19 protein-coding genes are annotated in these 24,928 nt (G+C 43.8%); 6 read left to right on the plus strand and 13 right to left on the minus strand.

Annotation, left to right across the window (positions count from 1 at the left end):
- Position 1: 1 nt before the first annotated feature.
- The 3 genes from ACLD71_RS19690 to ACLD71_RS19700 all read right to left on the minus strand — a co-directional run bounded on the left by ACLD71_RS19690 (position 2) and on the right by ACLD71_RS19700 (position 6,462).
- Entirely contained in the window at positions 2-2,119 is a 2,118-nt protein-coding gene (locus ACLD71_RS19690; protein ID WP_411991739.1) for an alpha-galactosidase, read from the minus strand.
- Positions 2,116-5,244 (minus strand): beta-galactosidase, encoded by a 3,129-nt coding sequence (locus tag ACLD71_RS19695; RefSeq protein WP_411991740.1) that lies wholly within the window; start codon positions 5,242-5,244, stop codon positions 2,116-2,118. The genes ACLD71_RS19690 and ACLD71_RS19695 overlap by 4 nt, the downstream gene beginning before the upstream one ends.
- Positions 5,245-5,535: 291 nt before the next feature.
- Positions 5,536-6,462, minus strand: a complete 927-nt coding sequence (locus ACLD71_RS19700; RefSeq protein WP_411991741.1) for a hypothetical protein — start codon at positions 6,460-6,462, stop codon at positions 5,536-5,538.
- Between the two features lie 295 nt (positions 6,463-6,757).
- On the opposite strand from ACLD71_RS19700, the gene ACLD71_RS19705 reads away from it, so the two are divergent.
- On the plus strand, positions 6,758-7,246 hold the full coding sequence (locus ACLD71_RS19705) for a GNAT family N-acetyltransferase (protein ID WP_411991742.1): 489 nt from the start codon (positions 6,758-6,760) through the stop codon (positions 7,244-7,246).
- Here the strand turns inward: ACLD71_RS19705 and ACLD71_RS19710 are convergent.
- The 7 genes from ACLD71_RS19710 to phoB all read right to left on the minus strand — a co-directional run bounded on the left by ACLD71_RS19710 (position 7,243) and on the right by phoB (position 16,122).
- On the minus strand, positions 7,243-8,118 hold the full coding sequence (locus ACLD71_RS19710; RefSeq protein WP_411991743.1) for a Dyp-type peroxidase: 876 nt from the start codon (positions 8,116-8,118) through the stop codon (positions 7,243-7,245). The genes ACLD71_RS19705 and ACLD71_RS19710 overlap by 4 nt on opposite strands.
- Positions 8,119-9,092: 974 nt before the next feature.
- A complete protein-coding gene (locus tag ACLD71_RS19715) occupies positions 9,093-9,542 on the minus strand; it encodes a tetratricopeptide repeat protein (protein WP_411991744.1) in 450 nt (149 codons plus the stop codon).
- A 123-nt stretch (positions 9,543-9,665) separates the two neighbouring features.
- On the minus strand, positions 9,666-10,640 hold the full coding sequence (locus tag ACLD71_RS19720) for a PstS family phosphate ABC transporter substrate-binding protein (RefSeq protein WP_137671455.1): 975 nt from the start codon (positions 10,638-10,640) through the stop codon (positions 9,666-9,668).
- Between the two features lie 243 nt (positions 10,641-10,883).
- Entirely contained in the window at positions 10,884-12,338 is a 1,455-nt protein-coding gene (locus tag ACLD71_RS19725) for a polysaccharide lyase family 7 protein (RefSeq protein ID WP_411991745.1), read from the minus strand.
- Positions 12,339-12,538: 200 nt separating this feature from the next.
- The gene (locus ACLD71_RS19730) at positions 12,539-13,942 is read right to left on the minus strand and encodes a transglycosylase SLT domain-containing protein (RefSeq protein ID WP_411991746.1); all 1,404 of its coding nucleotides are present in this window, start codon (positions 13,940-13,942) and stop codon (positions 12,539-12,541) included.
- 179 nt (positions 13,943-14,121) lie between these two features.
- Positions 14,122-15,423, minus strand: a complete 1,302-nt coding sequence (phoR, locus tag ACLD71_RS19735; protein ID WP_411991747.1) for a phosphate regulon sensor histidine kinase PhoR — start codon at positions 15,421-15,423, stop codon at positions 14,122-14,124.
- A gap of 6 nt (positions 15,424-15,429) precedes the next feature.
- On the minus strand, positions 15,430-16,122 hold the full coding sequence (gene phoB / locus ACLD71_RS19740; protein ID WP_137671459.1) for a phosphate regulon transcriptional regulator PhoB: 693 nt from the start codon (positions 16,120-16,122) through the stop codon (positions 15,430-15,432).
- A gap of 319 nt (positions 16,123-16,441) precedes the next feature.
- Here phoB and ACLD71_RS19745 point away from each other — a divergent pair, with 319 nt between their 5' ends.
- The 4 genes from ACLD71_RS19745 (at position 16,442) to ACLD71_RS19760 (ending at position 21,841) form a co-directional block, all read left to right on the plus strand.
- Complete coding sequence (locus ACLD71_RS19745) at positions 16,442-17,323, plus strand: HAD-IIB family hydrolase (protein WP_411991748.1); 882 nt, start codon at positions 16,442-16,444, stop codon at positions 17,321-17,323.
- Positions 17,324-17,325: 2 nt separating this feature from the next.
- Complete coding sequence (locus tag ACLD71_RS19750; protein ID WP_137671461.1) at positions 17,326-18,537, plus strand: glycosyl transferase; 1,212 nt, start codon at positions 17,326-17,328, stop codon at positions 18,535-18,537.
- Between the two features lie 237 nt (positions 18,538-18,774).
- The gene (locus ACLD71_RS19755; RefSeq protein ID WP_411991749.1) at positions 18,775-20,703 is read left to right on the plus strand and encodes a bifunctional metallophosphatase/5'-nucleotidase; all 1,929 of its coding nucleotides are present in this window, start codon (positions 18,775-18,777) and stop codon (positions 20,701-20,703) included.
- Positions 20,704-21,124: 421 nt separating this feature from the next.
- The gene (locus ACLD71_RS19760) at positions 21,125-21,841 is read left to right on the plus strand and encodes a flagellar brake domain-containing protein (protein WP_411991750.1); all 717 of its coding nucleotides are present in this window, start codon (positions 21,125-21,127) and stop codon (positions 21,839-21,841) included.
- A gap of 45 nt (positions 21,842-21,886) precedes the next feature.
- Here ACLD71_RS19760 and ACLD71_RS19765 read toward each other — a convergent pair whose 3' ends face one another.
- Positions 21,887-22,324 (minus strand): XRE family transcriptional regulator, encoded by a 438-nt coding sequence (locus ACLD71_RS19765; RefSeq protein ID WP_411991751.1) that lies wholly within the window; start codon positions 22,322-22,324, stop codon positions 21,887-21,889.
- A 107-nt stretch (positions 22,325-22,431) separates the two neighbouring features.
- On the opposite strand from ACLD71_RS19765, the gene ACLD71_RS19770 reads away from it, so the two are divergent.
- Complete coding sequence (locus tag ACLD71_RS19770; RefSeq protein ID WP_411991752.1) at positions 22,432-23,574, plus strand: hypothetical protein; 1,143 nt, start codon at positions 22,432-22,434, stop codon at positions 23,572-23,574.
- Between the two features lie 32 nt (positions 23,575-23,606).
- Here the strand turns inward: ACLD71_RS19770 and ACLD71_RS19775 are convergent, their stop codons facing one another.
- Both ACLD71_RS19775 and ACLD71_RS19780 read right to left on the minus strand, forming a co-directional pair.
- Positions 23,607-24,464 (minus strand): hypothetical protein, encoded by an 858-nt coding sequence (locus ACLD71_RS19775; RefSeq protein WP_411991753.1) that lies wholly within the window; start codon positions 24,462-24,464, stop codon positions 23,607-23,609.
- A gap of 120 nt (positions 24,465-24,584) precedes the next feature.
- Positions 24,585-24,869 (minus strand): SemiSWEET transporter, encoded by a 285-nt coding sequence (locus tag ACLD71_RS19780; protein ID WP_137671467.1) that lies wholly within the window; start codon positions 24,867-24,869, stop codon positions 24,585-24,587.
- Positions 24,870-24,928 lie beyond the last annotated feature (59 nt).

The raw sequence follows: 24,928 nt of genomic DNA on the forward strand, positions 1-24,928 counted from the left end.
CTCAAGCTTGCTGGCTGAGTTTAAGCAGCATGGCGCTTTCAGGATCCATAATCGGCAGTTGAATGCCTAGCTTCATCAAGGTATCGCCACGGTAAGCGGCATTGCTCTCCATCCAAGTGGGAAACTGTTTCATAATGTGTTTAAAATCAGGTTTATCTAGAACCTCAAGTGAATACATCGCTTGCGGATCCAACCCAGTAAACCTCAACGCTCCCGGCAAGGTGTAATCCGGCATAGTGAGTTGCACAACCCAATAAACGCCCTCTCCTTGCTGCTGATCTTGCACCCCATAGGCTTGCCAAGAGCTATCGCTTGCAGCCAGCTGTAAAAAAGTCCCGCTGTGTAACAAAGGCCGTAGCGACTTATGTAAAGCGATATAGTGAGCGAACTGCTCACGTTGCTCAGCATCTACAGCTACAGGGTCAAGCTCCACTCCCATGTGGCCAACTAGCGCAGTCAATCCTCTAAAACCAATGCTGTGCTGTCGGTATGTAGTATGGCTATGCGCTGGACCAATATGGGAACCCATCACTTCAGGAGGGAAAAAGTACAACATCGCCGGCTGCATAATCTGTCGCTCTAAAGCATCGTTACTGTCCGATAACCAAAAACGGTGACTGCGTTTAAGCACTTCATAGTCGATGCGCCCTCCTCCCGAAGAACAGCTTTCAATTTCTAGCTGAGGATGGCGTTTAGCTAACTCATCTACCAAGGCGTAAAAAGCCTTAGTTTGGCGGTGTACTGCCGCTTCTCCTAAATGGCTAGGCTGCACCAGTTCTCGGTTCATGTCCCATTTGATATATGAAATAGCATATTGGCTAAGTAAGCTATCGAGTCGCTCCAGCAAGTAGTCGAATACCTCGGTATTCTGTAAATCTAATACGTATTGGTAACGCCCGGTTTTTTGTTCGTAGCCTGTTTGACCCAGCACCCATTCAGGATTATTGCGATACAAGGCAGAGTCTGGGTTGACCATTTCTGGCTCAAACCATAACCCAAACTCCATACCCAGTTGCTGAATATGATCGATGACTTCTTCTAGGCCATTGGGGTATTTTTGAGTATCTAAGTACCAATCGCCCAAACCGGCTTTGTCGTGGTCTCGCCCCGGAAACCAGCCATCGTCGATAATAAAACGCTCTACGCCGATATCGGCGGCTAAACTGGCCATCTTTTTGATGTAGCTTGGGTCGTGGTCAAAATAAATCCCTTCCCAAGTATTCAGGTGCACCGGGCGCGGTTTATCGGCTTGTGGGAAGCGTAAGATATGTGCGCGCACAAACTTGTGAAAATTGGCACTCATTTGATTAAGGCCGTTGGCCGAATAACACGCATACAAACTGGGCGTTTGATAGCGCAGCCCTTTGGCTAACGATATTTCACCACTTAGCAGAAGCTCTTCTGCTTGTAGCCAGCGCCGACCATCGGTTTTAACCCCGCTTTGAATTTTGTGATTACCGCTCCAAGCTAAATGAAATCCGTACACTTCACCTTGCTGCTGATTAAAGCCTTTCTCGCCAATCACCGCGCCAGGGAAATACTGATGTGACGTACGGCCACGACGATTCTCTTGTGCAATAATGCCGCGCTCTAACGGCTGGCGATGCTGCTGAAACTCTTTGGTCCAACGCCCATGTAAAGACAACAACTCATTACTTTGCGCCGTTAACGGCAAGGTTAAGGCTAAGCGCTGCAGGCTGTAATCAAGTTCACCTAAATTTGTCACGCTTGATTGCATACTGAGTACGTCGCTACTCTCATCTAAGTGCAGCGTAATTTCCAAGGCCAGCTGAGCCTGTTTATCTTGCGCAGTTATCAATAACGAAGAATGTCCCGACAACACACACTTAGCACTAAAGCGAGGACACCAGTCTTTGCCAGCCCTGTTGCCTTCTAAACCAGGGCTAGAGAACCACCCGTCACTCGCTTCTGGGCATACAGTAAGTGCTACATCCTCATCTAAACTGGCTTCACCTAAAGGTCTTGATATTGCGCCAAGTAAGTTGCTATCTATAGGCAAACTTAACTTACGCCCCCAATAAACGATTTCTGGCAAAGAGTCAGTTTCTTTTAGCAACACACTGCTAGTTTGACCGTACAAATGATAAATATTCATCATTTTAATCCTTGCAGCGAAAACTCTATTTGATAACGATAATGGCTATCGCTCACTTGATACTTAGGGTGCACAGACGGGCTCCAAGAATCGTCCCCCCCAACGCCTTGATGGGCAACATCGAGTTGCACAAATACCGATCCGCTATCTGTTAGCTGGTAGTTATGAGTCGCCTGGCTAAGTTGCTGCTGGCTGTAACGCCTAGCGGAAAACTGTAAATGTGGTTGGCAATTAATCGCTAGCGCCAAACCATCATCACGTTCAATTTCTAGCTGGCGAATCGCGCCGCGCCCGCCATTTTCGCTAGGGAAAATATACGGCGTATGTAAGTCGTCAATGCTCGATTGGTAACGGCTCACTATCGCGCTGGCCAAACGATCACGGTAGTTCTCATGTGGGCCTAAACCAAACCAACTTACTTGGCTAAACTGTTTGTCTAAGCTCAACTCCAAGCCCACACGCGGTAAAGGAGGAAGATAAGGCGCTGCATCTACCGCAGTACTCAACTCCACTTTATCAGCGCTAATCAAAAAGCGTTGTTCCACAGAAAAAGCCAAACGATGCTCAAAGCTAAAATCGCTATCGCACTCAAGTTGCCAACAACCATTACTTAACTGTGAGAACTCAAACTTACTAACCGCACGTTCTAAATGATTCAGACCCGCGTTTTGCCAACGCGCTATCCAAGAATGAGGATCCATTTGGCTAGCTTCACTAACACCAATATCGTTGTCTAATGGGGCACGATAGAAGTTATTAGCCAAAGGAGCAGTAAACAGCTCTTTGCCGTGTTTAACCCACGACACCCACTGTGCAGAAACACAATCAAAAACCACTGTTTGCTCTGGGCAAACAAAGCTAATTAGGCGATCTTTTTGCTGGCACGTCACCGCTGCTTTACTTAAGGCTGGTTTAGCCAATAAACCACCGGCTGGCAGTTTAAATTGTTGCTGAGCCATTACATGCCCTACTTCTGCCCATGGAGTTTTGCTGCTTAGGCTTACTTCTAACGTCAGCCAGAACTCTCCGTGGCGCTGTTTAGCCAGTGCACTCATTGCCTTAGCAGGAAGATGAAAGAGCTGGCTTTCACCTGCTGCTATATCAATTTCTAGGGTGCCTTGGTCAAACAGCTCGCCTTGCTGCTCTATGCGCCAAACTAAAGAAACGTTTTGGCTATCGCTAAACAAGTACTCGTTGGTTATCCGAAAGGCTCCACTATCTAAGTCTTCCGCATGGATTTGCCAATACTGCTGCAAATATTTAATTTCAGCCAAACTTGGGTGCACCGTTCTATCGGGGAAAATTAATCCATTAATGCAAAACTGTCGGTCGTTGGGTTTGTCTCCAAAATCCCCGCCGTAAGCCCAGTATGCTTCGCCAACATCTGTATACTTTGTTATTCCTTGATCAACCCAATCCCAAATAAAGCCGCCCTGTAAACGAGGGTGTAAACGAAAGGCTCGCCAATACTCATCGATACTGCCTAAGCTATTCCCCATGGCATGGGCATATTCACAAAGGATTAGTGGCCGCCGCTCGTTAGGGTCGCCAATATGCGCAGTAATAGCGCGCTTAGGAATGCCCTCCCCACCGGTATCCCAATCAACTCGCGCATACATTGGGCAAAGAATATCGGTAGCTGGAGTATCTGCGCCGCCGCCTTCATATTGAATAGGTCGACTTGCATCCGCGTGTCTTAACCAGCCATACATAGCGTCGTGATTGCTGCCATAACCCGACTCATTACCGAGAGACCAAATAATAATTGAAGGGTGATTTTTATCTCGAGCAACCATGCGTGTTACTCGCTGCATATATGCATGCATCCACTCAGGATCGTCTGACAAGCGACACATAGGAAACATACCGTGGGTTTCTAAGTTGCTTTCATCCACCAGCAATAGGCCGTATTCATCACATAACTCGTACCAGCGAGGGTGGTTAGGGTAATGCGCGGTACGCACTGCATTAAAGTTGTTTTGCTTGAGTAGCTTAATGTCTTGCAACATCCGTTGCTCTGTCATTACATGCCCCAACTCAGGGTCATGTTCATGGCGATTAACGCCGCGAATCAGCAGGGCTTTGCCATTGAGTTTAAGCAAGCCATCAGATACTTCAATACAACGGAACCCTAGAGCACTTTGTTCAACGTCTAGCAATTCGCCTTTGGCGTTAAACAAGCTAATCACCGCTTGATACAAATGTGGCTGCTCGTCACTCCACAGTTTGGGGGAATGCACTGTTTGATCTATAAAAATGCGGTCGGCAAAACCGCCTTTTTCGTCAATGGCCTTGTTATGGGTTTCAGCTTTAATCGGTGAATCGAATAAAGCACTCTGGCCATCAAATACCTGTAGCTCGACATAGCACTTCTCCATGTCGGCTAAGCCCACACCCGCCAAGTGTATTTCTAGCGTCAATTGGGCATCGCGGTAACATGCATCTAAATCGGTGTTAATGCTAAAGTCGGCGATATGTAATTTAGGCTTGGCGTAAATGCTTACGTCGCGGAAAATACCGCTCAACCACCACATATCTTGATCTTCTAAATAGCTACCATCGCTCCAACGGTAAACCACCACACACAGCTCATTATCTCCTTGCTGAAGGTAGTGGCTAATATCAAACTCGCTGGCCAAACGACTATCTTGGCCATACCCCACTAACTGACCATTAACTAAGACATGAAAGGCCGAATTTACGCCGTCAAAGCGCAAACGTACTTGCTGATGTTGCCAATCATCTTGATAACTAAAAGTACGTCGATAAACCCCGGTTGGGTTATCACTGGGTACCTGCGGCGGGTTTACGGCAAAAGGATAAATGACATTGGTATAAATGGCCTTATCAAAGCCCTTTAATTGCCAGTTGCTAGGTACATCTATTGAGTGCCATTGCCCGGCCTTCCCCAATAACAACTCATCGCTAAGCTGCTCTGGCTGTGCCAACAAACAAAAACGCCACTCACCGTTTAAGCTAAGGCTATGCTTTGGGCAAGTGTTGGCTAAAGCATCTTGAACGCTTGAAAAAGACTGAAGGGGAACGTGAGACAGTAGGCGATTTCGCTCTGTTACTGCGGGGTTTTCCCAGTCTCGCTGGGCTAGCAAATTGGCGCTTACAGGCGTCATTCTATTCTCCAATTCAGGCCAGAGGGCCAAATAATCAATGCTATTTCCAAAGCGCAGGCTTGATTTCAGTATCAAGCTGAAGCTTAGCCGTTTTATAAAAATAGCAGTCCCTAATTTACAGATGATTCTAGTAGGCCTAACGAGGCAATAATGCGAAGATCATCACGAAAGAAGGAAAACGTTTACATGAGGATAATCAATATGCAACAGTTACGCTTTTAACCTCAACAATTGGCGGCTTTAAATAACAAAACACCCCAGTGAGAGGTGTTTATAGTGGAAAGGCAGCGACTAATACTTACGTGAGTATTGTGTAATAACAACACCAAATATCGCTAAGATGATAATGCCAAAGGTGCTCGGCTCTGTTACCAATACACGTGGTTCAGGGTCTGAAGGATCTCGAGCCCAAACGTTCAAATGCGAAATGCCTTGAGCGTTATTCCCTTGAGGGTTAAGAAAATCATTTGTATTTAGAGTACCAGACAGTTTGTAAGGGGTAGTAAAATTAAACGTTGAATTAGGGAAATCACTCAACTCTTGGGCAAAGATATCGATAAAATCGAAATCGTACAGAATGAAGCCATTAGAGGCTTTTACCGAGAACGCTAAATGATCAAAGGTAGCGCCTCCCAGAATCTGGGAGACTTGGTCAATAATGCTTGGATCTGTCTCTATCTGCCACGTTAGCGATTTACATTCACCGGTAACCCCTTCCACACAAGTAAAACTCATACTGAGCAAAGCACCAATGTCTAAGGAAAGCCCACTATTAACCACCGGACCAACTTGGTTGTAATCAACATCTAGGTTTTCATTTACACTGGCTAAGTGGATCCAACCAGGATCATCAGCCACATCGACAGGATTGTTATCGAGGTTCTGTAACTCATCAGGCTCAATAAAAAATAAGGAGTTACCAAGCCCGTAAGTAGTATTTAGCAGTCCATCATTCTTTTGGCCAATATTCACATTGGGTTTATTCTCAGCATTATCATCGTTGCCATCAAATAACAAACAAGAACCTGCTGAATAAGATGGATTTGCGCCACCAAGCAGCTCATTCGCCTGACCGGACTCCATAATGGAAGTCAGGGTTACTCGAGATGGGTCGCACACGCCTCCGGGGACAAAAGATGTAACAGGTACCGCCCAAGTGATGGTGGTAAATAATGAGGCCAAGCTAAAACCCAAAATCGGCAATAATCGTTTACTCATAAAACCCTCATTAGTATTTACTGGCTCTAGTGATAGCACTGCACTAACCGAGAAATATCCAACAAAAACTAAATGCATAAACCACGCCAAAAATTTATTCACATTCCTTATCAACAAGTTGACTTATTGCTCAAAAGTCAAAGTTAACAACTTGTAAAATATACTGACGTTTGTACATATCTTTTTACATTGACAAAAGCAATTACAAATCAATAACTTATTAAGGCTAACAATCATCTAGAGGAGACGCTTTCAAGTTGTTAAACTCAGGGAAAATACGTAATACGAGTAAACCATGAGCACCACCATTTATTACTTAGAGCAAACTGATCTCACGCAAATAAAGGGCAAGACCCTTCCCTCAGAAATCACGGTGAGCGAAGTGACGAAGCATCAAGCTGAGAGTAGCTTGGCCTTTTACACCGAAGTAGGTAAACATTGGCAATGGACAGATAAGCTGAGTTGGAGCCAACAACAATGGCAAAATTACACTTCGGGTGAGCAGCTAAAAACCTATGCCGCCTATCTAGAATCTGAGTTTGTAGGATACTTTGAACTAGAAAAACACGCTGATAACAGCGTAGAAATTGCTTACTTTGGTTTAAGTAAAGCATTTTTAGGCAAAGGCTTAGGCGGGGGCTTATTAACCCGCTGTATAGAAACAGCCTGGCAATGGCCAACCCACAGAGTATGGGTACATACTTGTGATTTAGACCACCCCAGCGCGCTGGCTAATTATAAAGCGCGAGGGATGAGCTTATATAAAACAGAGCAGGAAGACTAAAACTGCAAGTAACTAAGATCGAGTTTTTCTCCGGCTACTGGTGGGCACCAGTAATAGGCAGTGCTTAATGGGCGGCTAAACTCAAACAAGCCGTCTTCAATGCCATCTTCGCAGCCTAACATGCGTTTTAACTGCGCTTCAAAAGGGTAAAAGCTGTTAGCAAAACAGACAAAGTTTAATCCGCAGTCTTGCTGCTTAACCCATGGCAAGCTTCGGCGTAACATAAAGGCCTCAGGGCTAAAGCTTTCTTGCGCGGTACGACGAGTATGTGCAGACGGCGGAGACTCTGCAAACTCTACGTTATCGCTTTTTCTACGGCCTATTAAGTCATCTTGTTGCTTACTCGGTAGGCTATTGAAGTGTTTCATTTGATGTTGCCACTTTTGAACCGCTAACATCGACGATCCCTCAACACCAGGTTCACCCGTTAACGCAACAACCGCTGCGGCATTATCTTCAGGGTTTTCAGTGCCATCTTCATAACCAGTTAAGTCTTTACCGCCACGGTGACAAAAGCCCTCTACTTGCTCGTTCACACTAAATGTTGGGCATAACACTGCTAGCCACTCTTGTACTCTTAGCATCACTTCACCGGGATCACTGCCACTTACCCTAAGCCATAAATCATCTTGATTAGCTGGGCTGGTGCGTTTTACGCCTTCAATGCTAATCGCACTTTTTAAACCAGGGATTTTGCTGCTGTTTAAGGCAAGTAAAGGTGCGCCAAAACCAATAACACTGTCGTCAGCATTATAAGTATCAACTAAAGATGCCAAGCACGCAGCTAATGATTGCTGCTCAACTAAGCTGAAACGTAAGAAGCTTGCATGGCTTTGTTCAGCCTTAAGAATAAGCGGTTGGATCAACGACATAAATAACTCTCATTTAGCTTTCATTGCTAAGCAGTATAAGTAATTTTTGGCCGAAGTAATTTGATAAGAAGTAAATAAAACGATGAAATGAAAAATGCCTGATGCTTTTCGCTATCAGGCATTCTAATGCATTTGACTCATAGTGTTTCTCGCTCAGGTTACTATCACTCTTTCGCTACAGCGAAAGGCTAAGTGCTAAGCCCACATGTTCAAATGTGAGGATTAACGGTGTAGGTTGTTAGAATCAGTAGCTTTGTTGTAACCCGCAGCTTTAGTAAAATAGTAAGTGGTATATAAAGAACCGAAGTAATCAAACATAGTGTTTCTCCCAATAAAAATAAAAGTGTGAACCAAGTCACGAAACGAATAATAATGTGACACGCATCACATTGCAAGTTTATTTTAGAGTTTTTACTGAAATACCTAACAGAAAGGAGAAGAACAGCAAGAGCTGGGAACCCACATAAAAAATGCCTGAAAGAGCGAACTCAGTCAGGCACTGGGTTTATCGTGATTCATTACATTTATCTCTGTTGTCGTTTACCTTGCTCTAAGCATCCAAAACGAACATAAGCTAACAATGCTGAACCAATGATCGGATGAAGAACCATATACTCACCTATAAGTTAGTGGCTTAGCGGTGAATATCTTTGCGAGTTTCGCAATAAAAGTTGTAATCATCAGCTTTCGTAAAATAATACGACGAGTAAAGTGCACCAAAGTAATCAAACATAATCGTTCTCCTAAGTATTTAATATTGTTAATGACTTGAACTAAGTGTGAACCAAGTCACACCTATAATTTAATGTGACGGGAATCACATTTCAAGTGACAATTTAGTTAAATACAAAACTCACTTAGATCTGCTGTTGAAAACAGTTTCATGGCAAACAGTAAGCGATTTATTGCTAGTTATCTTTACTAGGCCATATAAATAACTATTCATCGACTGTCTCAAGCTAACGACAAAAACCTTAATTTTCAGCAACATAGCGATTTATTGCTAATGTAAGCTGCAATTTTTCTTCACAGTCACCGCAATATTGCTCTAAACGTTGTAGATTTTGCTGAGCGCGCTGCGGCTGCTGCATACTCAAATACAGTTCACCCGAGTATTCCAGTGCCCCTAGATGTGAAGGTTTGATCGACAAGGCCTGTTGGTAGGCATACAAGGCTTGTGAATATTGGCCTAACTTACGCTGACTAAACCCCAGTAAATTCCAGGCATCTGCTGAGCGTCTGCCCTTAGAGCTTTGAAGATAACTTTGTAGCCAGGTACTTGCCGCAATGTAGTCTTCCTGCGCAACAAGCTTCTCTACTTTTGCCAACGGTGATTTATCACTACTGGATTCATAGCGCCCACTACCCGCTGCTAGCACTTGGGTGCTGATCAATAAACTCACGAACACTAATTGCCTAATCATACCGCTCTCCCTCTGTTATTAAGATTAAGTACGATACGCACTAGCAAATGGATTGGTTTGCTGTTCCCTAAAACGCAAAAACCCCCGCCAAGGCGAGGGTTTGTAAATTAAGCAAGTCTCAAATTATAGAGAGATGCCTAATTTTTCTAAGTCAGCCATAACCACTTTTGAAGGTAGTGGTACGTAGCCGTCTTTAGCAACAATAGTTTGACCTGTTTTAGACAGAATCATTTTTAGGAACTCACGGTCCATTGGTGCTAAAGGCTTGTTAGGGTGCTTGTTAACGTAAACGTATAAGAAGCGAGAAAGTGGGTATTTACCCGTAGCAGCGTTATCTAGGCTAGCTTCAATGTAGTCGTTACCTTTCTTAGCAAGAGCAACGGCTTTAACACCAGAGGTTTTGTAACCGATACCTGAGTAACCGATTGCGTTCAACGAAGAAGACACTGATTGAACCACTGAAGCAGAACCAGGTTGCTCGTTTACCGTGTTCTTAAAGTCACCTTTACACAATGCTTTCTTCTTGAAGTAACCGTAAGTACCAGATACTGAGTTACGACCGAACAATTGAATGTCTTTATCAGCCCACGAACCGTCTAGGCCAATTTGACCCCAGCGGTCGGCAACGCCATTCTCGCCACACTTAAGTGTAGAAGAGAAGATGGCGTCAACTTGAGCCAGGTTTAAACCTTCAATTGGGTTATCTTTATGTACAAATACTGCCAATGCGTCAATTGCTACGCGAACTGGAGTAGGCTTGTAGCCAAAACGTTTTTCAAAGGCTTCAACTTCTTTGCTCTTCATCTGACGGCTCATTGGGCCGAACTGAGAAGTACCTTCAGTGAGTGCTGGAGGAGCAGTAGAAGAACCAGCAGCTTGAATTTGAACGTTTACGTTAGGGTATTCACGTTTGAACTCTTCAGCCCACAAAGTCATCATGTTAGCTAAAGTATCAGAACCTACAGAAGAAAGGTTACCAGAAATACCGGTGGTCTTTTTGTATTCCGGTAGAGTGGCATCCAGGCCAGCTGCAAGTACGGTAGTTGTTACCAATGAAGCAGAAATAGCTACTGCACTAAGCAATTTTTTAAATGTCATCTTTATCTCCATAAATGACGCGTTGAGTTATTTTCGTCATGTAGTATTGGTGAATTCGATGACAATTATATTTCTACTGTGTGACAGTTATATGTCAGCCTCTTTTTTTCGTAAAAAAACTGTCTTTCTTTAAAAGATTTCTATTTAACCCTTTGATTTTTAATCACTATTCAGTGGGAAATAATGGCGATTTTTTGGTGTTTAGCGAATCAAGCCCGGTAGTGAGGCTACCGGGCTTGATTATTAAGGGTTGTAACCGTCGTGACTATTGTTCAATACGTAAAATGTAGCTTGAACATAATCATCATCGTCACCCGATTTATTCTGATTATATACACCAGCTTTAAAGTACATGTATTGGTCGGCATCATCATAGCTGCTGCTACTCATGTTGTAGCTCGCCGTTACTTGATCTTTGCCCTCTCGATAAATTGTTACATAAAGCATATTTGCAACTACTTTAATTCGGTAACTGAACTTCTCATCTAGTGCGATACCGTCTGCAGGGTTACTGGCACTGTCACTGCGGCTTCCTATCATCTCTACCCAATCGTCACTCGATGCATTACGCGATTCATGTGCAAAGTAAATCGCACCATTTTGGTTATTAGGTAATTTTCGGTAATAAAGTCTAATAGGTTCGTCGTCATTGGCGTGGATCTGTCCAATAATCACTCGACCTATCTGATAAGCATCACCAGTGGTGGTAACGTGGTTCACCGCCAAAGTGGCAAACAGTTCACCATTTACCCCACCCGCGGCAGTTTGCGCACTGGACGGCGCACTAGAAAACACCCAGTTGTTTTTATTTACGCCTTGGGTCTTAATGCTGGTATTGCCACGTCGCAACATTTCACGCAGTTCGGTACGTACATAGGTAGTATTGGCCGAGGTTTTATAACCGTAAATCGGGCTTTTAAATACCATGCCTCCATCTGCGCCAGTATAAAAGTACTCGTTGTTTTCATAGCCGTTGTTGAGCTCTGATTCTTTAATCGAATCAGCAGTACCCGAGTTATCCGTATCGGTAGGAATACTTAGGTACCAATCTTGGAGATCAAAGTTAGCCGATGGTGGCAACGAAGGATTAAGATCTTCAACTGGTTCTGTCACCTCTTCGTCATTACAGCCCAAAGCGGTAATTTCAATCAAACTGTTCCAATTGCTTTCTGAGTTTCCATTACCAGTAACTCGCAAGTATTGAATATCTTGATACAAGGTATCACTGGTGTCTATAAACTCTGGAGTGCCTGTAGCGTTGTCAGAGTTGCCACCATTAACCACATCTTGCCAGGTGACATTGTCGGTTGAGATAGCCACATCGTAATACGTTGAACGCTCAGTATTGTTTAGCCAATACAGACTCAGGTTATTAAGAATAGAAGGGCTGCTCAGGCTAAAAGTAATCTGTTTACCGATACCTTCTGAAGACCAACGTGAGTCACTGTCGATACTGCCGTCTATTGCATTCTCAGGTCCAAAGCCCACTTTATGTGCGCCATCGTCATTGGCAAGCTTAAAGATCAAATCTTTAGGCGCACTGCAACTAGGATCTACTGGCTCGCCCGGCTCTTCTGGCACACTCGGTTCATCAGGAATACTTGGTGTGGTGTTGCCTCCTCCCACTTCTGAAGAGCCTCCACAGCCGACAAGAGGTAAACAGATGGCTATCGCTAAGGGGGTTACGTAAAGCTTCATGCTTGAGGGTTATCCTAAAAACTCACTATTGTATTACAATACTAACTTTAGATGTTTAGTTTAGCAATTAGCACACTTATTGAATTATCTATGTTGTGAGCTAAGCAAAAAAACGAGCCTTTAAGCTCGTTTATTATCGCCCCATCTTTGGGCCTTTTGTGGGATTGGGTTATTTAGTAAAGCAGATTGGGGAATTCTCTCTACTCATCTTCGCGCTGGTTCTCTAGCTCCAAGGCTAAGGTATACGCAATGTAATATTTATAAACATTAGAGACATACCGCACCGTTTCCTTGCCAATAATACGCCCAGCCGCAATTTCTACATTTCCAAACCAAGCATTGGGGTCTAAATTCATTTCCTTAGCTAAGCGGCGCATTTGGTTCATTTTGGTTGGGCCGGCATTATAGGCAGCCCAAATCAGTGCCATTCGCTCACTTTCTTCTATATCGTCTTCATTAATATAGTGCTCTCGAAGCCACGCTAGGTATTTAATACCGGCGGCTATATTTTGTTCTGGATCGGCTAAATCGTTGTAGCCCATTTCTTTAGCGGTTGACGGTAGCAGCTGCATAATCCCGCGCGCACCACGGTGACTCACTTTACTATTGTCTAATCCCGACTCTTGATAGCCCTGTGCGACCACTGCCAAATAATCAAATTCGTATTCATTGGCGTATTTTTTAAAGAAAGGCACATAACGATTGAAGCGATTTCGATCTTCCGAATTGGCAAGCCGGCTAATCCAAGCGGTATGATCAAAGTATCTGTTGAGCAAGGTGTTACCTAACAAGCTGCCTTGCTTCACTTGGGTATTAACAAACTCTTGAAGATTAGCTTGTAGCTTAGGGTTAGAGTTTCGTACTGCCCAACCTAAGCTTTGTCCTTGACTGGTTTTTAAATGGTTGTCTATGCGTATATCTTTAAATACTTTTTCCCACAAACGTGCTTTGTAATCATCAATTACCGTATACCGCATAACCCCTGCGTTAACCATTTCCAGCACATCTTCAGACAGCAGGTTGCCATCAGCTTCAATCACTTTAATCGGCTTAACACCCCGCAACTTCAAGGTGAAATTAAGCGCTTCAAGGTGTTCAGCATAACTACTGCCATGCATTACATAAATTTTCTTGCCAGATAAGTCTTGCCAACTGTTTACCTCGGGCGCGTCTTTATGGCTGACCAGTACTTCGCTAATGTTATCTGCATTGCCCAAGGCAAAGCTCAACTGTTTTTTCCGCTCTGGCGTTGCAGTTAAAAATGCCGCCACAATATCGCCACGGCCAGCTTCCAATGCAGGGATTAACTGATCAAAGTGAACCGGCACTATTTTAACTTTGGTTTTGTTTACGTCTCGGCGAATGCCTTTATTTAGAAATTTCTCGTAAAGATTAAGCAGTTCGATTTGTATACCTAAGGGGCGGCCGTTTGCTAAATGAAAATCAGATTTACCATAGGTCACCAGTGCGCGAACAATTTTGCGCTCTTTTATTTCGGGCAAGTCGCCAACAAAAGGCTCTTGGATATAGAAAGGAAATTGCAGCAGGTCACTACTTTCAGTCAACGCCACCTCATCATCTGCGGCATTCGCGGCAAAAGGCATCAACCCAAGACAGAAAAGGCTCAATAGCAACATGAAGTAAGGTCGAAAAAGCGAGAATAACGTCAAGATAATAACCATAAAAATCAAACTTATATTTTAGTATAAGCTCAATTGCCTAAAAAAAATGGTCATCACTTAAAGCTGTGAAGCTACGCATTGCGTCCAAGAAAGAAGAGTATTTAATCCTCTGAAATGAACAATTTTCGCGGGATAATAAAGCTAAACGTGCTGCCTTTTGTCACACTACTTTTGATTTTTAGTTCACTGTCATGATGCTGAAGCGCGTGTTTAACAATCGATAAACCCAAGCCTGCACCGCCAGTATCGCGCGAACGCGCTTTATCTACACGATAGAAACGTTCGGTTAATCTTTGCAGGTGTTTGGGGGCTATGCCGGGGCCTGAATCTTTTACGGCAAACAAAGCTCCAAGTGGAATCAACGTAAGGCTAACTTCAATCTTCCCAGGCTCACCACAGTACTTAATTGCATTCCCCAACAAATTCCCACAAGCACTACGTAGCTGCTCGCGGTCGCCTTTAATATGAATATCAGATTCAATATTAAAGCTAAAACTATGCTGCTTGTCTTTGGCAAGACCTGTCACTTCGGCTTCGAGATTACCAACCATCGCTGAAAAATCGATAGTCTCTTGATTGTCTTCAACCGACGCCGATTCAATTCGAGCCAAGGTGAGTAGTTGGTTAACCAAGTTTTCCATGCGACTACTTTGATCAAGCATGGTATTGCGCGCTTTGCCCCAAATCATTGGGTCAACTTCATCTTGATCTAACATTTCCAAATAGCCACGCATCACCGTGAGCGGTGTACGTAATTCGTGGCTTACGTTTGATACAAAACGTTTGCGCATTTTTTCTAATTTACGTAGCTGGCTAACATCGCGAATGACCAATAACAATTGTTGTTGGCTGTAAGGCATGGCACGAAATTCTAACCATACGTTGCTTTGTACTGGGCTAATAATTTCTAAGGGTTGGTCGAAACGACCTTTTCGTAAGTAGTTAACAAAACTAGGGGTTCGAACGAGGTTGGTTAAGTGTTGTCCGGCATCTGCAGGCCACTTTAGACCCAACATGCCTTGCGCTAATTGGTTACACCACAAAATTGCGCCGTCTTGATTAATCACCACAATGGCATCGGGCAAGGCCTCGGCACCTAAGCGGAAGTACTTCATTAACTGGGCAAGTTCGCGCTCTCGGCCAAGCCGGCGCTTAAGCATATTATATATGCCATGAAATACTGGTTCCCAACTGCCAGAACCATGAGGTGGAGACAACTTACGCTGGTTATATAGCCAATCTAGCAACTTATGTTGTTGGTTATACATCCAAACAATATGAATGACCGCCGCCAACAAACACATTTCTAAGGTATAGCCGGTAAACATACCTAAAACGAATAAAGGCGAATAAACTAACGCTACTCGCCATATTACGCGTTGCCATGAGAAAGGCACAAACATTCGTCGTTACTTCACCCTAGTTGAAAAACGGTAACCAGAACCACGTACAGTTTGAATTAAACGATCATATCCCTGTAGGCCAATTGCTTTACGCAAGCGGCGAATATGCACGTCTACTGTACGATCTTCTACATACACGTTAGTACCCCAAACATTGTTTAGCAGTTGCTCACGGCTATATACACGCTCAGGATGCGTCATAAAGAAGTGCAGTAGCTTAAACTCTGTTGGCCCCATATCCAAGGGTTCATTTTCAACACTCACTCGGTGCGATACCGGATCAAGGCGCAAGCCTTGAACTTCAATGGTTTCTTCTAAAGAGGTTGGCGAAATACGGCGAATAACCGCTTTTACGCGCGCCATTAATTCTTTAGGTGAAAACGGTTTGGTTAGATAGTCGTCTGCACCCGCTTCAAGGCCTTGAACTTTGTCTTCTTCTTCGCCTTTAGCGGTAAGCATAATCACCGGGATTTGACGCGTTAGGTCGTGGCGACGCATGTGCTTAATAATTGAAATACCACTGCCACCTGGCAACATCCAATCTAACAATGCCAACTCTGGGTAGGGTTCTGTAAGTTTTGCTATGGCTTGATCATAGTCAGCAGCTTCAATCGGCTCGTATCCATGCTGCTCTAATACAAAACACAGCATTTCACGGATTGGCGCTTCATCTTCTACAACAAGTATCTTCCTGGGCATCACATTCATCTCAATCTAAGAAACTGTGGCAATTATGCGACGTATTAATGACAGATTTATGACAGCAATAAGTGTAAATCAAAGACTTAAGTAAATACAGCCAGACCCAATTTGGTGCAAGGAAACTATTAAATGTTAGCGCTGCACCAATCAAGTTCAACGCAAGTCTTATCACTGGTTCGACAGCATAGCTTAAATCAATAGTTAACAATATGAATAATAAGGTTTTTTATACAGGTTAGTAAAAATAAATTACGGTTATGGCATTGCTCGTGCTTTGTTAACTACAAACGCAATTAGGCTAACATTTAGGGGCAGCATGCAGTATTTCGCTAAGCAACTATCATCAACAGAGCTATACACTAACGCCAGCAGCATTTTGGTATTTACCGATTTAGACGGCACCTTGTTAGATCATGATAGTTATAGCTATGAGGCTGCCCTACCTAGCTTAAACCAATTAAAACTGCTTAAAGTGCCCGTCATTTTCAATACCAGTAAAACCTTTATGGAAGTATTGGAACTGCAAAAGAAAATGTCATTACAGCAGCCATTTGCCATTGAGAATGGCTCAGCGGTTTGTATTCCAGCAGACAGTCCAATCCATCATGATGAGCTAAGCCCACTCAATGTAGGTAAGCAACACTGGAAAATAAAAACCTTCGGCCCGAGTTATCCTGACATTTGCCAGTACTTGAGTGTATTGCGCCAAAAGTACCATTTTCGTTTTCAAGGTTTTAACGATATGAATGTTGCAGAAGTGCAACTTAACACTGGCCTACCTAAATACGATGCCCAATTAGCGAAACAAAGGATGGCCTCTGAGCCTTTGTTATGGAACGACAGCGACGAACAACTCGCCTTGTTTATTAAAAAGCTCGAAGCCCACAACTTAGCGGTGGTTAAAGGTGGGCGCTTTTACCACGTAAAAGCCAAGTTTGATAAAGCCGACGCCATGTTATGGCTAACCAGCACCTACCAGCAACATTACCAACGCAAATTTACCAGCATTGCGCTTGGCGACAGCGACAACGACCGTAGCATGTTAGAGCAAGCCGATGTGCCGGTGGTTATCCCTAAAAAGCACTCATCTGCGTTAATGATCAATCACCCAAATTCAAGCCTAGCGCCCTACCCAGGCCCTTATGGCTGGCATCAATCGATGCAACAGATTTTACATTCCATGATAAACGGAGCATAACCATGGCTGATTTCTATCAAAACGGTATTGTGACAACCTTACATAACTTAACCGATCGCCCACTCGAAGAGTTAGAGCAGGAGCTTATAGCGTTCTCAAAAGTTAGACCGATGAGTTTGGTACTTCCCTCCTTATTCTCAGAATTGGAGCGCCCAGCGCTAGCCACTATTGTGGAAGAGTTGGCTAAAGTACCTTATCTCAATGAAATCATCATTGGTTTGGATTGCGCCACCGAAGAACAATTTGCCTACGCCAAAGAGTACTTCTCAGGGCTGCCACAACATGTTCGTATTTTATGGAATGACGGCCCACGCTTACGCGCCCTAGACGCCCAATTAGCCGAGCACAACCTTGCCCCCAAAGAAGCTGGCAAAGGCCGTAACGTGTGGTACTGTTTTGGGTATGCGCTTGCCTCAGGCAAAAGTAAAGCCATTGGCCTGCATGATTGCGACATTACAACCTACGACCGCAGCATGCTAGCGCGCTTAATGTACCCCGTTGCTAATCCCTTGTTTAACTACGAATTCTGTAAAGGCTTTTATGCCCGCCATGCCGATGGCAAGTTAAACGGCCGAGTAGCTCGCCTGTTAGTGACTCCACTGCTTAAAGCCTTGAAGAAAATTGAAGGCTACGACGATTACCTAGAGTATTTAGATAGCTTCCGTTACTCCTTAGCAGGCGAATTTTCGATGCAGTCAGACGTACTTAATGACTTGCGGATCCCGTCAGATTGGGGATTAGAAATTGGCGTTTTATCCGAGATTTACCGCAACCATTCTACTAACCGTATTTGTCAGGTAGATATTGCTGATGTTTACGACCATAAACATCAAGACTTAAGTTTAGATAACCTTGATGCTGGTTTGGCTAAAATGGCCACCGATATCAGTAAAGCTGTGATTCGTAAACTGGCCACCCAGGGCCATACTTTTAGCCCCGGTAAGTTGCGTTCACTAAAAGCCACCTACTATAGAATGGCCTTGGACTTTATCGATAACTACCACAGCGACGCCTTAATTAACGGCTTAACCTTAGACCGCCACGCCGAAGAAGACGCTGTTGAACTGTTTGCCAAAGCCATTACTGTAGCCGGTGAAACCTTCTTGGAGAATCCGTCGGCGACACCGTTTATTCCAAGCTGGAACCGAGTACAAAGCGCCGCACCAGACTTTTTAGAACGTTTATACGAAGCCGTAGAGGCAGATAACTGCTAACTCCCCTTAATGCGCTCGGTAGGTCACTACCGAGCTGCTTTACTCCCCCTTTATCTTCGCTTGTCACTTGCTTCACTCAATTTAGAAAAACAACAATCCTGGCAAGTATGTGACATTTTTATTACATAGAGTTTACTTGGCATGATACTACTCACACTATCCTAAGGTCATACCAGCCTAAATAGGTTTCCCAATAAACGTTTATTAACATTTCGACGGAAATCTAAAAGGAATTTTATGCTGATTAAAACCAAACTATCTTTAGCCACTGCGGCTATTTTGACACTTAGTGCATGTGATAATGACAATAATATCCAGGCTGAGCCATTTCAACTCACCATTGCTCATATCAACGATACTCACTCTAATTTTGATCCCCGTTCCCTCGATTTTGTCAATGCGGATTTATCGACAGAGAGTAGCAATTTTGATGTTAGAACCAGCGTTGGGGGTTACCCACGTTTAGCCACTCAGTTAAAGGCAGCACGAGCGGCCGCCGCTGAATCGGGGATGCCGTTCTTGGCTCTACATGGCGGCGATGCTTTTCAAGGCTCTTTGTATTTCAACCTGTTAAAAGGCGAAGGTAATGCCCGTTTGCTGAGTCAAATGGGGCTTGATGCAATGGCGGTGGGTAACCATGAGTTTGACTTAGGAAACGACGCATTAATCGCATTTTTAGAGGATGTTAATTTTCCAGTGCTTGCTGCCAACATGAATGTTAGTGCTGACCCAAGTTTGGCCAACCAAACTAATCTGCAACCTTATGTAGTTAAAGAATTTAACGGCGTGCGTGTAGGTATATTTGGCTTAGTGTTAGAAGACATGCCCACCATATCTTCGCCGGGAGAGCTCCTTACATTTGAGTCTGAAGTAAGCTCTGCTCAAGCCACCGTTGACGCCCTGCACGCAGACGGAGTTAATAACATTATCATGGTCAGTCACATCGGCTTAGACCGTGATTTGCGTGTCGCTAATAACGTTAACGGCGTAGATCTCATCGTTGGCGGCCACTCTCATACTTTACTGGGCGATTTTTCTAACCTTGGTTTAGGTAATGGTGATGCCAATACTGATTACGCCGAGCTCATCACCAATCCTGACGGACAAAGCAAAACCTGTGTGGTTCAAGCTGGTGAATATGCACAAGCCGTTGGACAAGTCACAGTATCGTTTAGCGCCAATGGCGAAGTGATAAACTGTGAAGGCCGCAATACTCTGCTTATTGGCGGTGATTTCTTACATGAATATGTTGAAGACGCCGGTCGAATTGCTTTAAGCAGTGAAGACCAGACCGCAACCGAAAACTTCGTTAGCAAACAAAACAACATTGCAGTGACAACTGAAGATTTAACAGTGCGAACCATCATCGATACTGATTACTTGCCTCAAGTTGCTGCCTTCCAAGGACAGGTGATTGGCACAATTAACGATGCTAACGACCCCGTAGATACTCAGCAACTCGACCACGTACGTATACCAGGTAAAAACCGTGGTGGAGCCTCTTTGGCTGGAACTGGCTCCGAAGCAGGCGTTCACGTTGCTACATCAATGGTTTGGAAACTTAACAATGCAGGTTATAAGGTAGATATGGCAATTACCAATACCGGTGGAGTACGTGATCATATCATTGTGGAACAAGGTAACAGCGGCGTTACTGCAGGATACATAATGGGTAGCTTACTGTATTTTAGCAACCAGCTCGCGGTGGTTGAACTTAAAGGCCTTGATGTAAAAGATTTACTCGAAACGGCTATTGATTACGCCAGAACTACCTCATCGGGAGCCTTTCCTACCTTCGCCAATCTGCAGTTTACGTATAACGGTACCGCTGCTGAAGGCAACCGCTTAGAATCATTACAAGTGTGTCCCAGCGGTGTTGAGGCAGGCAACTGCGCCAACATAGAAGATGAAACCGTTTATCGCATTGCCACCAATGCTTATATTGCGGCAGGACGCGATGGTTACAGCATATTCTCCGAACGCGCACAAAGTGCTACGGTAAACAGTGGATTTGTAGACAATGAAGTAATGATTGAGTACATCCAATACCTCACCACAGAAGGCAAAGCCTTAGTGGAGCTTGCTACCGGCTTAACTTATATTCCAGTGGCAGGTGACTCTATCGATGCTCCTTTGCTAAAGACTCAAGACAACCTAAACCTTTAATCCCAACAAAGTACACAAATAGGCGAATATTCTTCGCCTATTTTTTGCCCTATCCAGTAACCGATTTATCAGGCCTTATCTGTTAACAAAGCACTTTTTGCCAGTAAGAGTTATCTCTAATGCGAAACGCCAGCGCGACTAATTCAAGTAATTAAGTAGAACATGCCTGTTTCAAGCTCTGTACTTAATTTCACTCACCGTCATTCGCAAAACATCAATTTTTATTTGAGAGCCTTGTAAAATGATCCCCTATCTTAATCACCTGTTGCTCGTATGAACCGTAAACGCATTGCTCTTATCATTACTTTTTTTGCCAGTGTGCTCGCCTTAGATTTTGAGCTTATGGCTGAAGAAATACTCTACAAAGAAGCGGTGCCAACTCAAAGCAATACACATCACTTTCATTTGAGGGGAACACACCTTGAGTAAACGACAAACCACCAATGACAGAGCGACCATTGTAAATACCTTGACTAAGTTTCGTCCGGGTACCATGGTAGACATACAGCTATCTGCAGGCGACAGTCAGCGAATAAAAGCTAAACTGGTGGGTTACCAAGAGGGTGGCTATTTTGCTTTTTCTATCCCCCAGCAAGTGTATGCAGAAAATATGCAGCGTGTTTTTGAAGGTAAAAGTTGTGTCGTAAGAATGATGGCTGAAGGCGACGTAGGGGTATGTGTAGCGTTCAAAACCCAGGTAATGACTCTAAATAAAAAGCCACAGATTTTGCTGTTTGTTCAATATCCACAGCAAATTGAGTTTTTTAGCTTACGCAGCAATAGTCGCATTAGCACTCACCTACCGGTACTTGTGAGCGAGCAACAAGACACCAATACCTTGCCCGAAAATATTACACAACGGCTTGAAGGCGTAGTGTTAGATTTATCTGAAGGGGGCTGTCGAATTGAGGTAGCCGCACCTGCAAACCAACATCGCTTAAGCATGGTATTTGTGCAACTCATTTTGCGCTTTCCACTAACCCCAGAAAAGCCGATTGTGTTAAATGGTCAAATCAAGAGCCAACAACATAGCGCTTCTAATACCTTACGTGTGGGTATTCAGTTTGAAACAAATAAGCATTTAACAGCAATGTTCAACAAACTAAATTTATTTACTCACCCTGGCTTTGCTGCCTAGCCTTTTGCTGCGCAGAACAGCGCCGCATGCTTTTTTACTGGGGAGTCATTTGTATCCACCAAATGCAAACCGCTGCTGAGCCTCAGCTTTTTTAGCATGTAACAACTTGTCTATTTGATAAATCACTTCCAGTTCTTCGGCGCTGCGCGAAAGCAATACATCCCACATTTTCAACATAGAGGCTTTTGCTGGCGGTTTGCCCCCCGCCACGCGCTCGGCGGCAGTTAGGGGTAAAAGCTGTATCACACTGATATCCATCGCTTTTGCGATTGCACACATATCTAATAACGTTAGCTGGCCGGTGCTTTCTCTGTCTAGCTTGGTATATATAGAGCTAGTGGGTAAACCGGCCTTATCGGCCAAGGTCTTTTTCGACCATGATAAGTTGGCCATTAAAAACTCTATTCGCTCAATCAACATACCTCTTATTTCGGCGTCTTTTAAACCAAAAAACTCGTAGCCTTCACTGTCTAAATTTGGCATTCCATAATCCGTAACATTGCCTTATCACTCTTCCAATATATAGAAAAACGCTTTGTTAAGCTAAGCCTAAGTTAACAAATCAGACCGAACTAACTGAGGCAAATACAATGAAAAATCTACCTTCGTATACACTAAAAGCAAGCGCAGCAATATTGCTCATGTCGGCTGCCAACCTTGCTTTAGCGGCTAACAAACCGGGCGACGATTTACCTTACTTTAACGCCCAACGAACAACTGCCCAGCCTAGTGTTGAGGTGGCAGACTTCACAGGGAAATCACAACAACAACTGGCTACTTACCTAGCGGAACAACCTAGAGAGCAAGCGCCTCAAAACATCATAAATAGCTTTAAAGTTGCGGTTGAAAACAATCGAAAAATTGCCCCTGAGTATACCGCAATGATGGAGCAACAAGCCGTTATCCGAGGCGTACCAGTAGAACAACTATTTGCTGAAGCCAGCATGACCGATTGGGCGGTGAACCAAAAAATCATTAAATCGATGCAACAACAGCAAACGGTTAAAGATATGAATGGCTGCACCACAGTAGCGTTTAAAAATGGCATCGTTGGCCAAACTAACGATTTAGCTATAGCTGCGTTAAGCGCAAATACCACCATAGTAAAAACGGATGACGTGATGTTTTTACCTACCGATGGCGCTCACTTTCAGGGCATGGGCAAACATGTAGGCATTGTGATTAATTTCTTAGGGGTAACCGCTGGCGAAGATGGTTTAGGTCGCAGTAACTTAGTCTCTACCGATGCAATATTTGCCGCAGCTACTGGCGCTAAATCTATTCAAGATTTTATTACAACCATTGAAGGGTACACTAGCATTACGCCGCTTAATTTCACTCTAGCAGATGACCAAGGTAACCACGCCGCTATTCGTATCCATGCCGACGGTATGGAACTGCTTAGCGGTAATGAACGCGGTATCGGCCATGCTAATCATACCGAGCAGTTTAAACAAACCATGCTAGACAACATGGGTAGCTTTAAAGCGAATCAAGCTTTCTTCAATACCTTCGCTCGTGAGCAAGCCGTCTTCACTTTCTTAGATTACTCACCTGAGCTCAGTGTTGAATCTATGCAGTGGTTGTTTAACAAAAAGCCCATTAACCTCTCTAAATATCAGGGTAAAGACTTTGTTACTGTAGAGGCGATGGTATTCGATGTTAAAAATGGCTGCGCCTATGTAAGCGGTGATAACCCTCGCTTTACCTCTTACAGTAAAACCTGTTTCTAATCGCTCTTTTATGGCACTGTCAACAAGCAGCGCTATTCTCCTGTTTGAGTAAGTGCTTGCCAATTTTCCACCCGCTTTTGTGCAACTCCCGATTGCTCTAGGGCTTTTTGTACCAAACCCATACTAAACAAAATGTCTAAGCCTTGATCAATGGCTTCGGCAATCTTTTTGCCGCTAGGATGTTGCTTCGACACCATAAAATGACGGCTTTGAGTAAAACTAACCTTGTAGTTGGGGATAGGTAAAAACACGCCATATTGATCATAAATGGCTAACTCAGAATTATTAGAAAACTCCAGAAAGGCAATGCTAATTCGCTCTTTACTCAACAAACCAAACAATGACTGATTACGATTAAGCTTCTTAATTTTAGTAAAACCAATTTGCTCAAGTTGCGCAATATCCTGATACCAGGTTTTACCAAGTGCAACCTGCGAGTCCAGAAGCTGCTCAATCTTTAGATCTTGCTCAAGTAAGGCCGAACCTTGTTTTACATAAAAGCCTTTCTCAAAGGTATTTTTAGCAATAACTGCCCGCGACTTATAAGTGCTTGTATCAAACTCACTCTCCCAAATATCAGATTGATAAACGGCCACACTTCCCTTTTTTACTTCGCGAAGGCTGCGGCCTGTGTTAGGGGAATAGGTAAATACTAATGAATGGTCTAACGAACTTAAACTCAGTGCTTGCACCATTAACAATAGGCTCACTGTTGCTCGGTCAGAAACCGCAGAACGGTAATCGGTGATTTTTGCAGGGTCTCCACCTTTCAGTTCCAACAGCTGTTGGTAGTTGCTGATAGTACCTATATCACCAATAATGCTTACTTCTGTTTCAGCCACAGAGTGTAGGCTAAGACAAACTAAAACACTCGCTATCCACGCTCTCACTTACTCCCCTTTCATGCTATTTGCATGCTTAAAGCCTGTAACTCACTCGCCACGGTAAACGACCTAAAACCTTTTAAGTGTAGTCAGCCTCACCGTCGGCATTGCGAAAGCAATAGCAAACTAGCGCTTTGATTGGTTTTTAGTTGCTCTAACACGTTCAATAATAGTCAGAATAAGCACCCAGGACGCAAGAATGAAAGTAATAACATTAGCCACAAACACAGCCAAATCTTGAATCAAGAAGCCGTATAACATCCATAAACCCACACCTGTAGTTAGAATGCTATACATCGACAAGGAAATACCTGAAACATTTTTGGTTTTAATAATTTGCAATACTTGTGGCACGAAAGAAAAAGTGGTGCAAGCGGCAGCAATCAGGCCTAAAACAGTCAGTGCGGTCATAGTCAGTACATAGAATAAAATTGGTAAACCAATATATCAAAATACCGTTAAATCAGCCG

It is taken from the genome of Agarivorans sp. DSG3-1 (assembly GCF_046774965.1).
Lineage (GTDB): Bacteria > Pseudomonadota > Gammaproteobacteria > Enterobacterales > Celerinatantimonadaceae > Agarivorans.

Bases quoted from the DNA above. Each gene is read 5' to 3' on its own strand.
- ACLD71_RS19730 (WP_411991746.1), bottom strand. From the start codon at position 13,942: ATGCCTTTTGCCGCGAATGCCGCAGATGATGAGGTGGCGTTGACTGAA.
- ACLD71_RS19695 (WP_411991740.1), bottom strand. From the start codon at position 5,244: ATGACGCCTGTAAGCGCCAATTTGCTAGCCCAGCGAGACTGGGAAAAC.
- ACLD71_RS19690 (WP_411991739.1), bottom strand. From the start codon at position 2,119: ATGATGAATATTTATCATTTGTACGGTCAAACTAGCAGTGTGTTGCTA.
- ACLD71_RS19720 (WP_137671455.1), bottom strand. From the start codon at position 10,640: ATGACATTTAAAAAATTGCTTAGTGCAGTAGCTATTTCTGCTTCATTG.
- phoB (WP_137671459.1), bottom strand. From the start codon at position 16,122: ATGCCCAGGAAGATACTTGTTGTAGAAGATGAAGCGCCAATCCGTGAA.
- ACLD71_RS19780 (WP_137671467.1), bottom strand. From the start codon at position 24,869: ATGACCGCACTGACTGTTTTAGGCCTGATTGCTGCCGCTTGCACCACT.
- ACLD71_RS19745 (WP_411991748.1), top strand. From the start codon at position 16,442: ATGCAGTATTTCGCTAAGCAACTATCATCAACAGAGCTATACACTAAC.
- ACLD71_RS19710 (WP_411991743.1), bottom strand. From the start codon at position 8,118: ATGTCGTTGATCCAACCGCTTATTCTTAAGGCTGAACAAAGCCATGCA.
- ACLD71_RS19755 (WP_411991749.1), top strand. From the start codon at position 18,775: ATGCTGATTAAAACCAAACTATCTTTAGCCACTGCGGCTATTTTGACA.
- ACLD71_RS19750 (WP_137671461.1), top strand. From the start codon at position 17,326: ATGGCTGATTTCTATCAAAACGGTATTGTGACAACCTTACATAACTTA.
- ACLD71_RS19765 (WP_411991751.1), bottom strand. From the start codon at position 22,324: ATGCCAAATTTAGACAGTGAAGGCTACGAGTTTTTTGGTTTAAAAGAC.
- ACLD71_RS19705 (WP_411991742.1), top strand. From the start codon at position 6,758: ATGAGCACCACCATTTATTACTTAGAGCAAACTGATCTCACGCAAATA.
- ACLD71_RS19725 (WP_411991745.1), bottom strand. From the start codon at position 12,338: ATGAAGCTTTACGTAACCCCCTTAGCGATAGCCATCTGTTTACCTCTT.
- ACLD71_RS19770 (WP_411991752.1), top strand. From the start codon at position 22,432: ATGAAAAATCTACCTTCGTATACACTAAAAGCAAGCGCAGCAATATTG.
- ACLD71_RS19700 (WP_411991741.1), bottom strand. From the start codon at position 6,462: ATGAGTAAACGATTATTGCCGATTTTGGGTTTTAGCTTGGCCTCATTA.
- phoR (WP_411991747.1), bottom strand. From the start codon at position 15,423: ATGTTTGTGCCTTTCTCATGGCAACGCGTAATATGGCGAGTAGCGTTA.
- ACLD71_RS19715 (WP_411991744.1), bottom strand. From the start codon at position 9,542: ATGATTAGGCAATTAGTGTTCGTGAGTTTATTGATCAGCACCCAAGTG.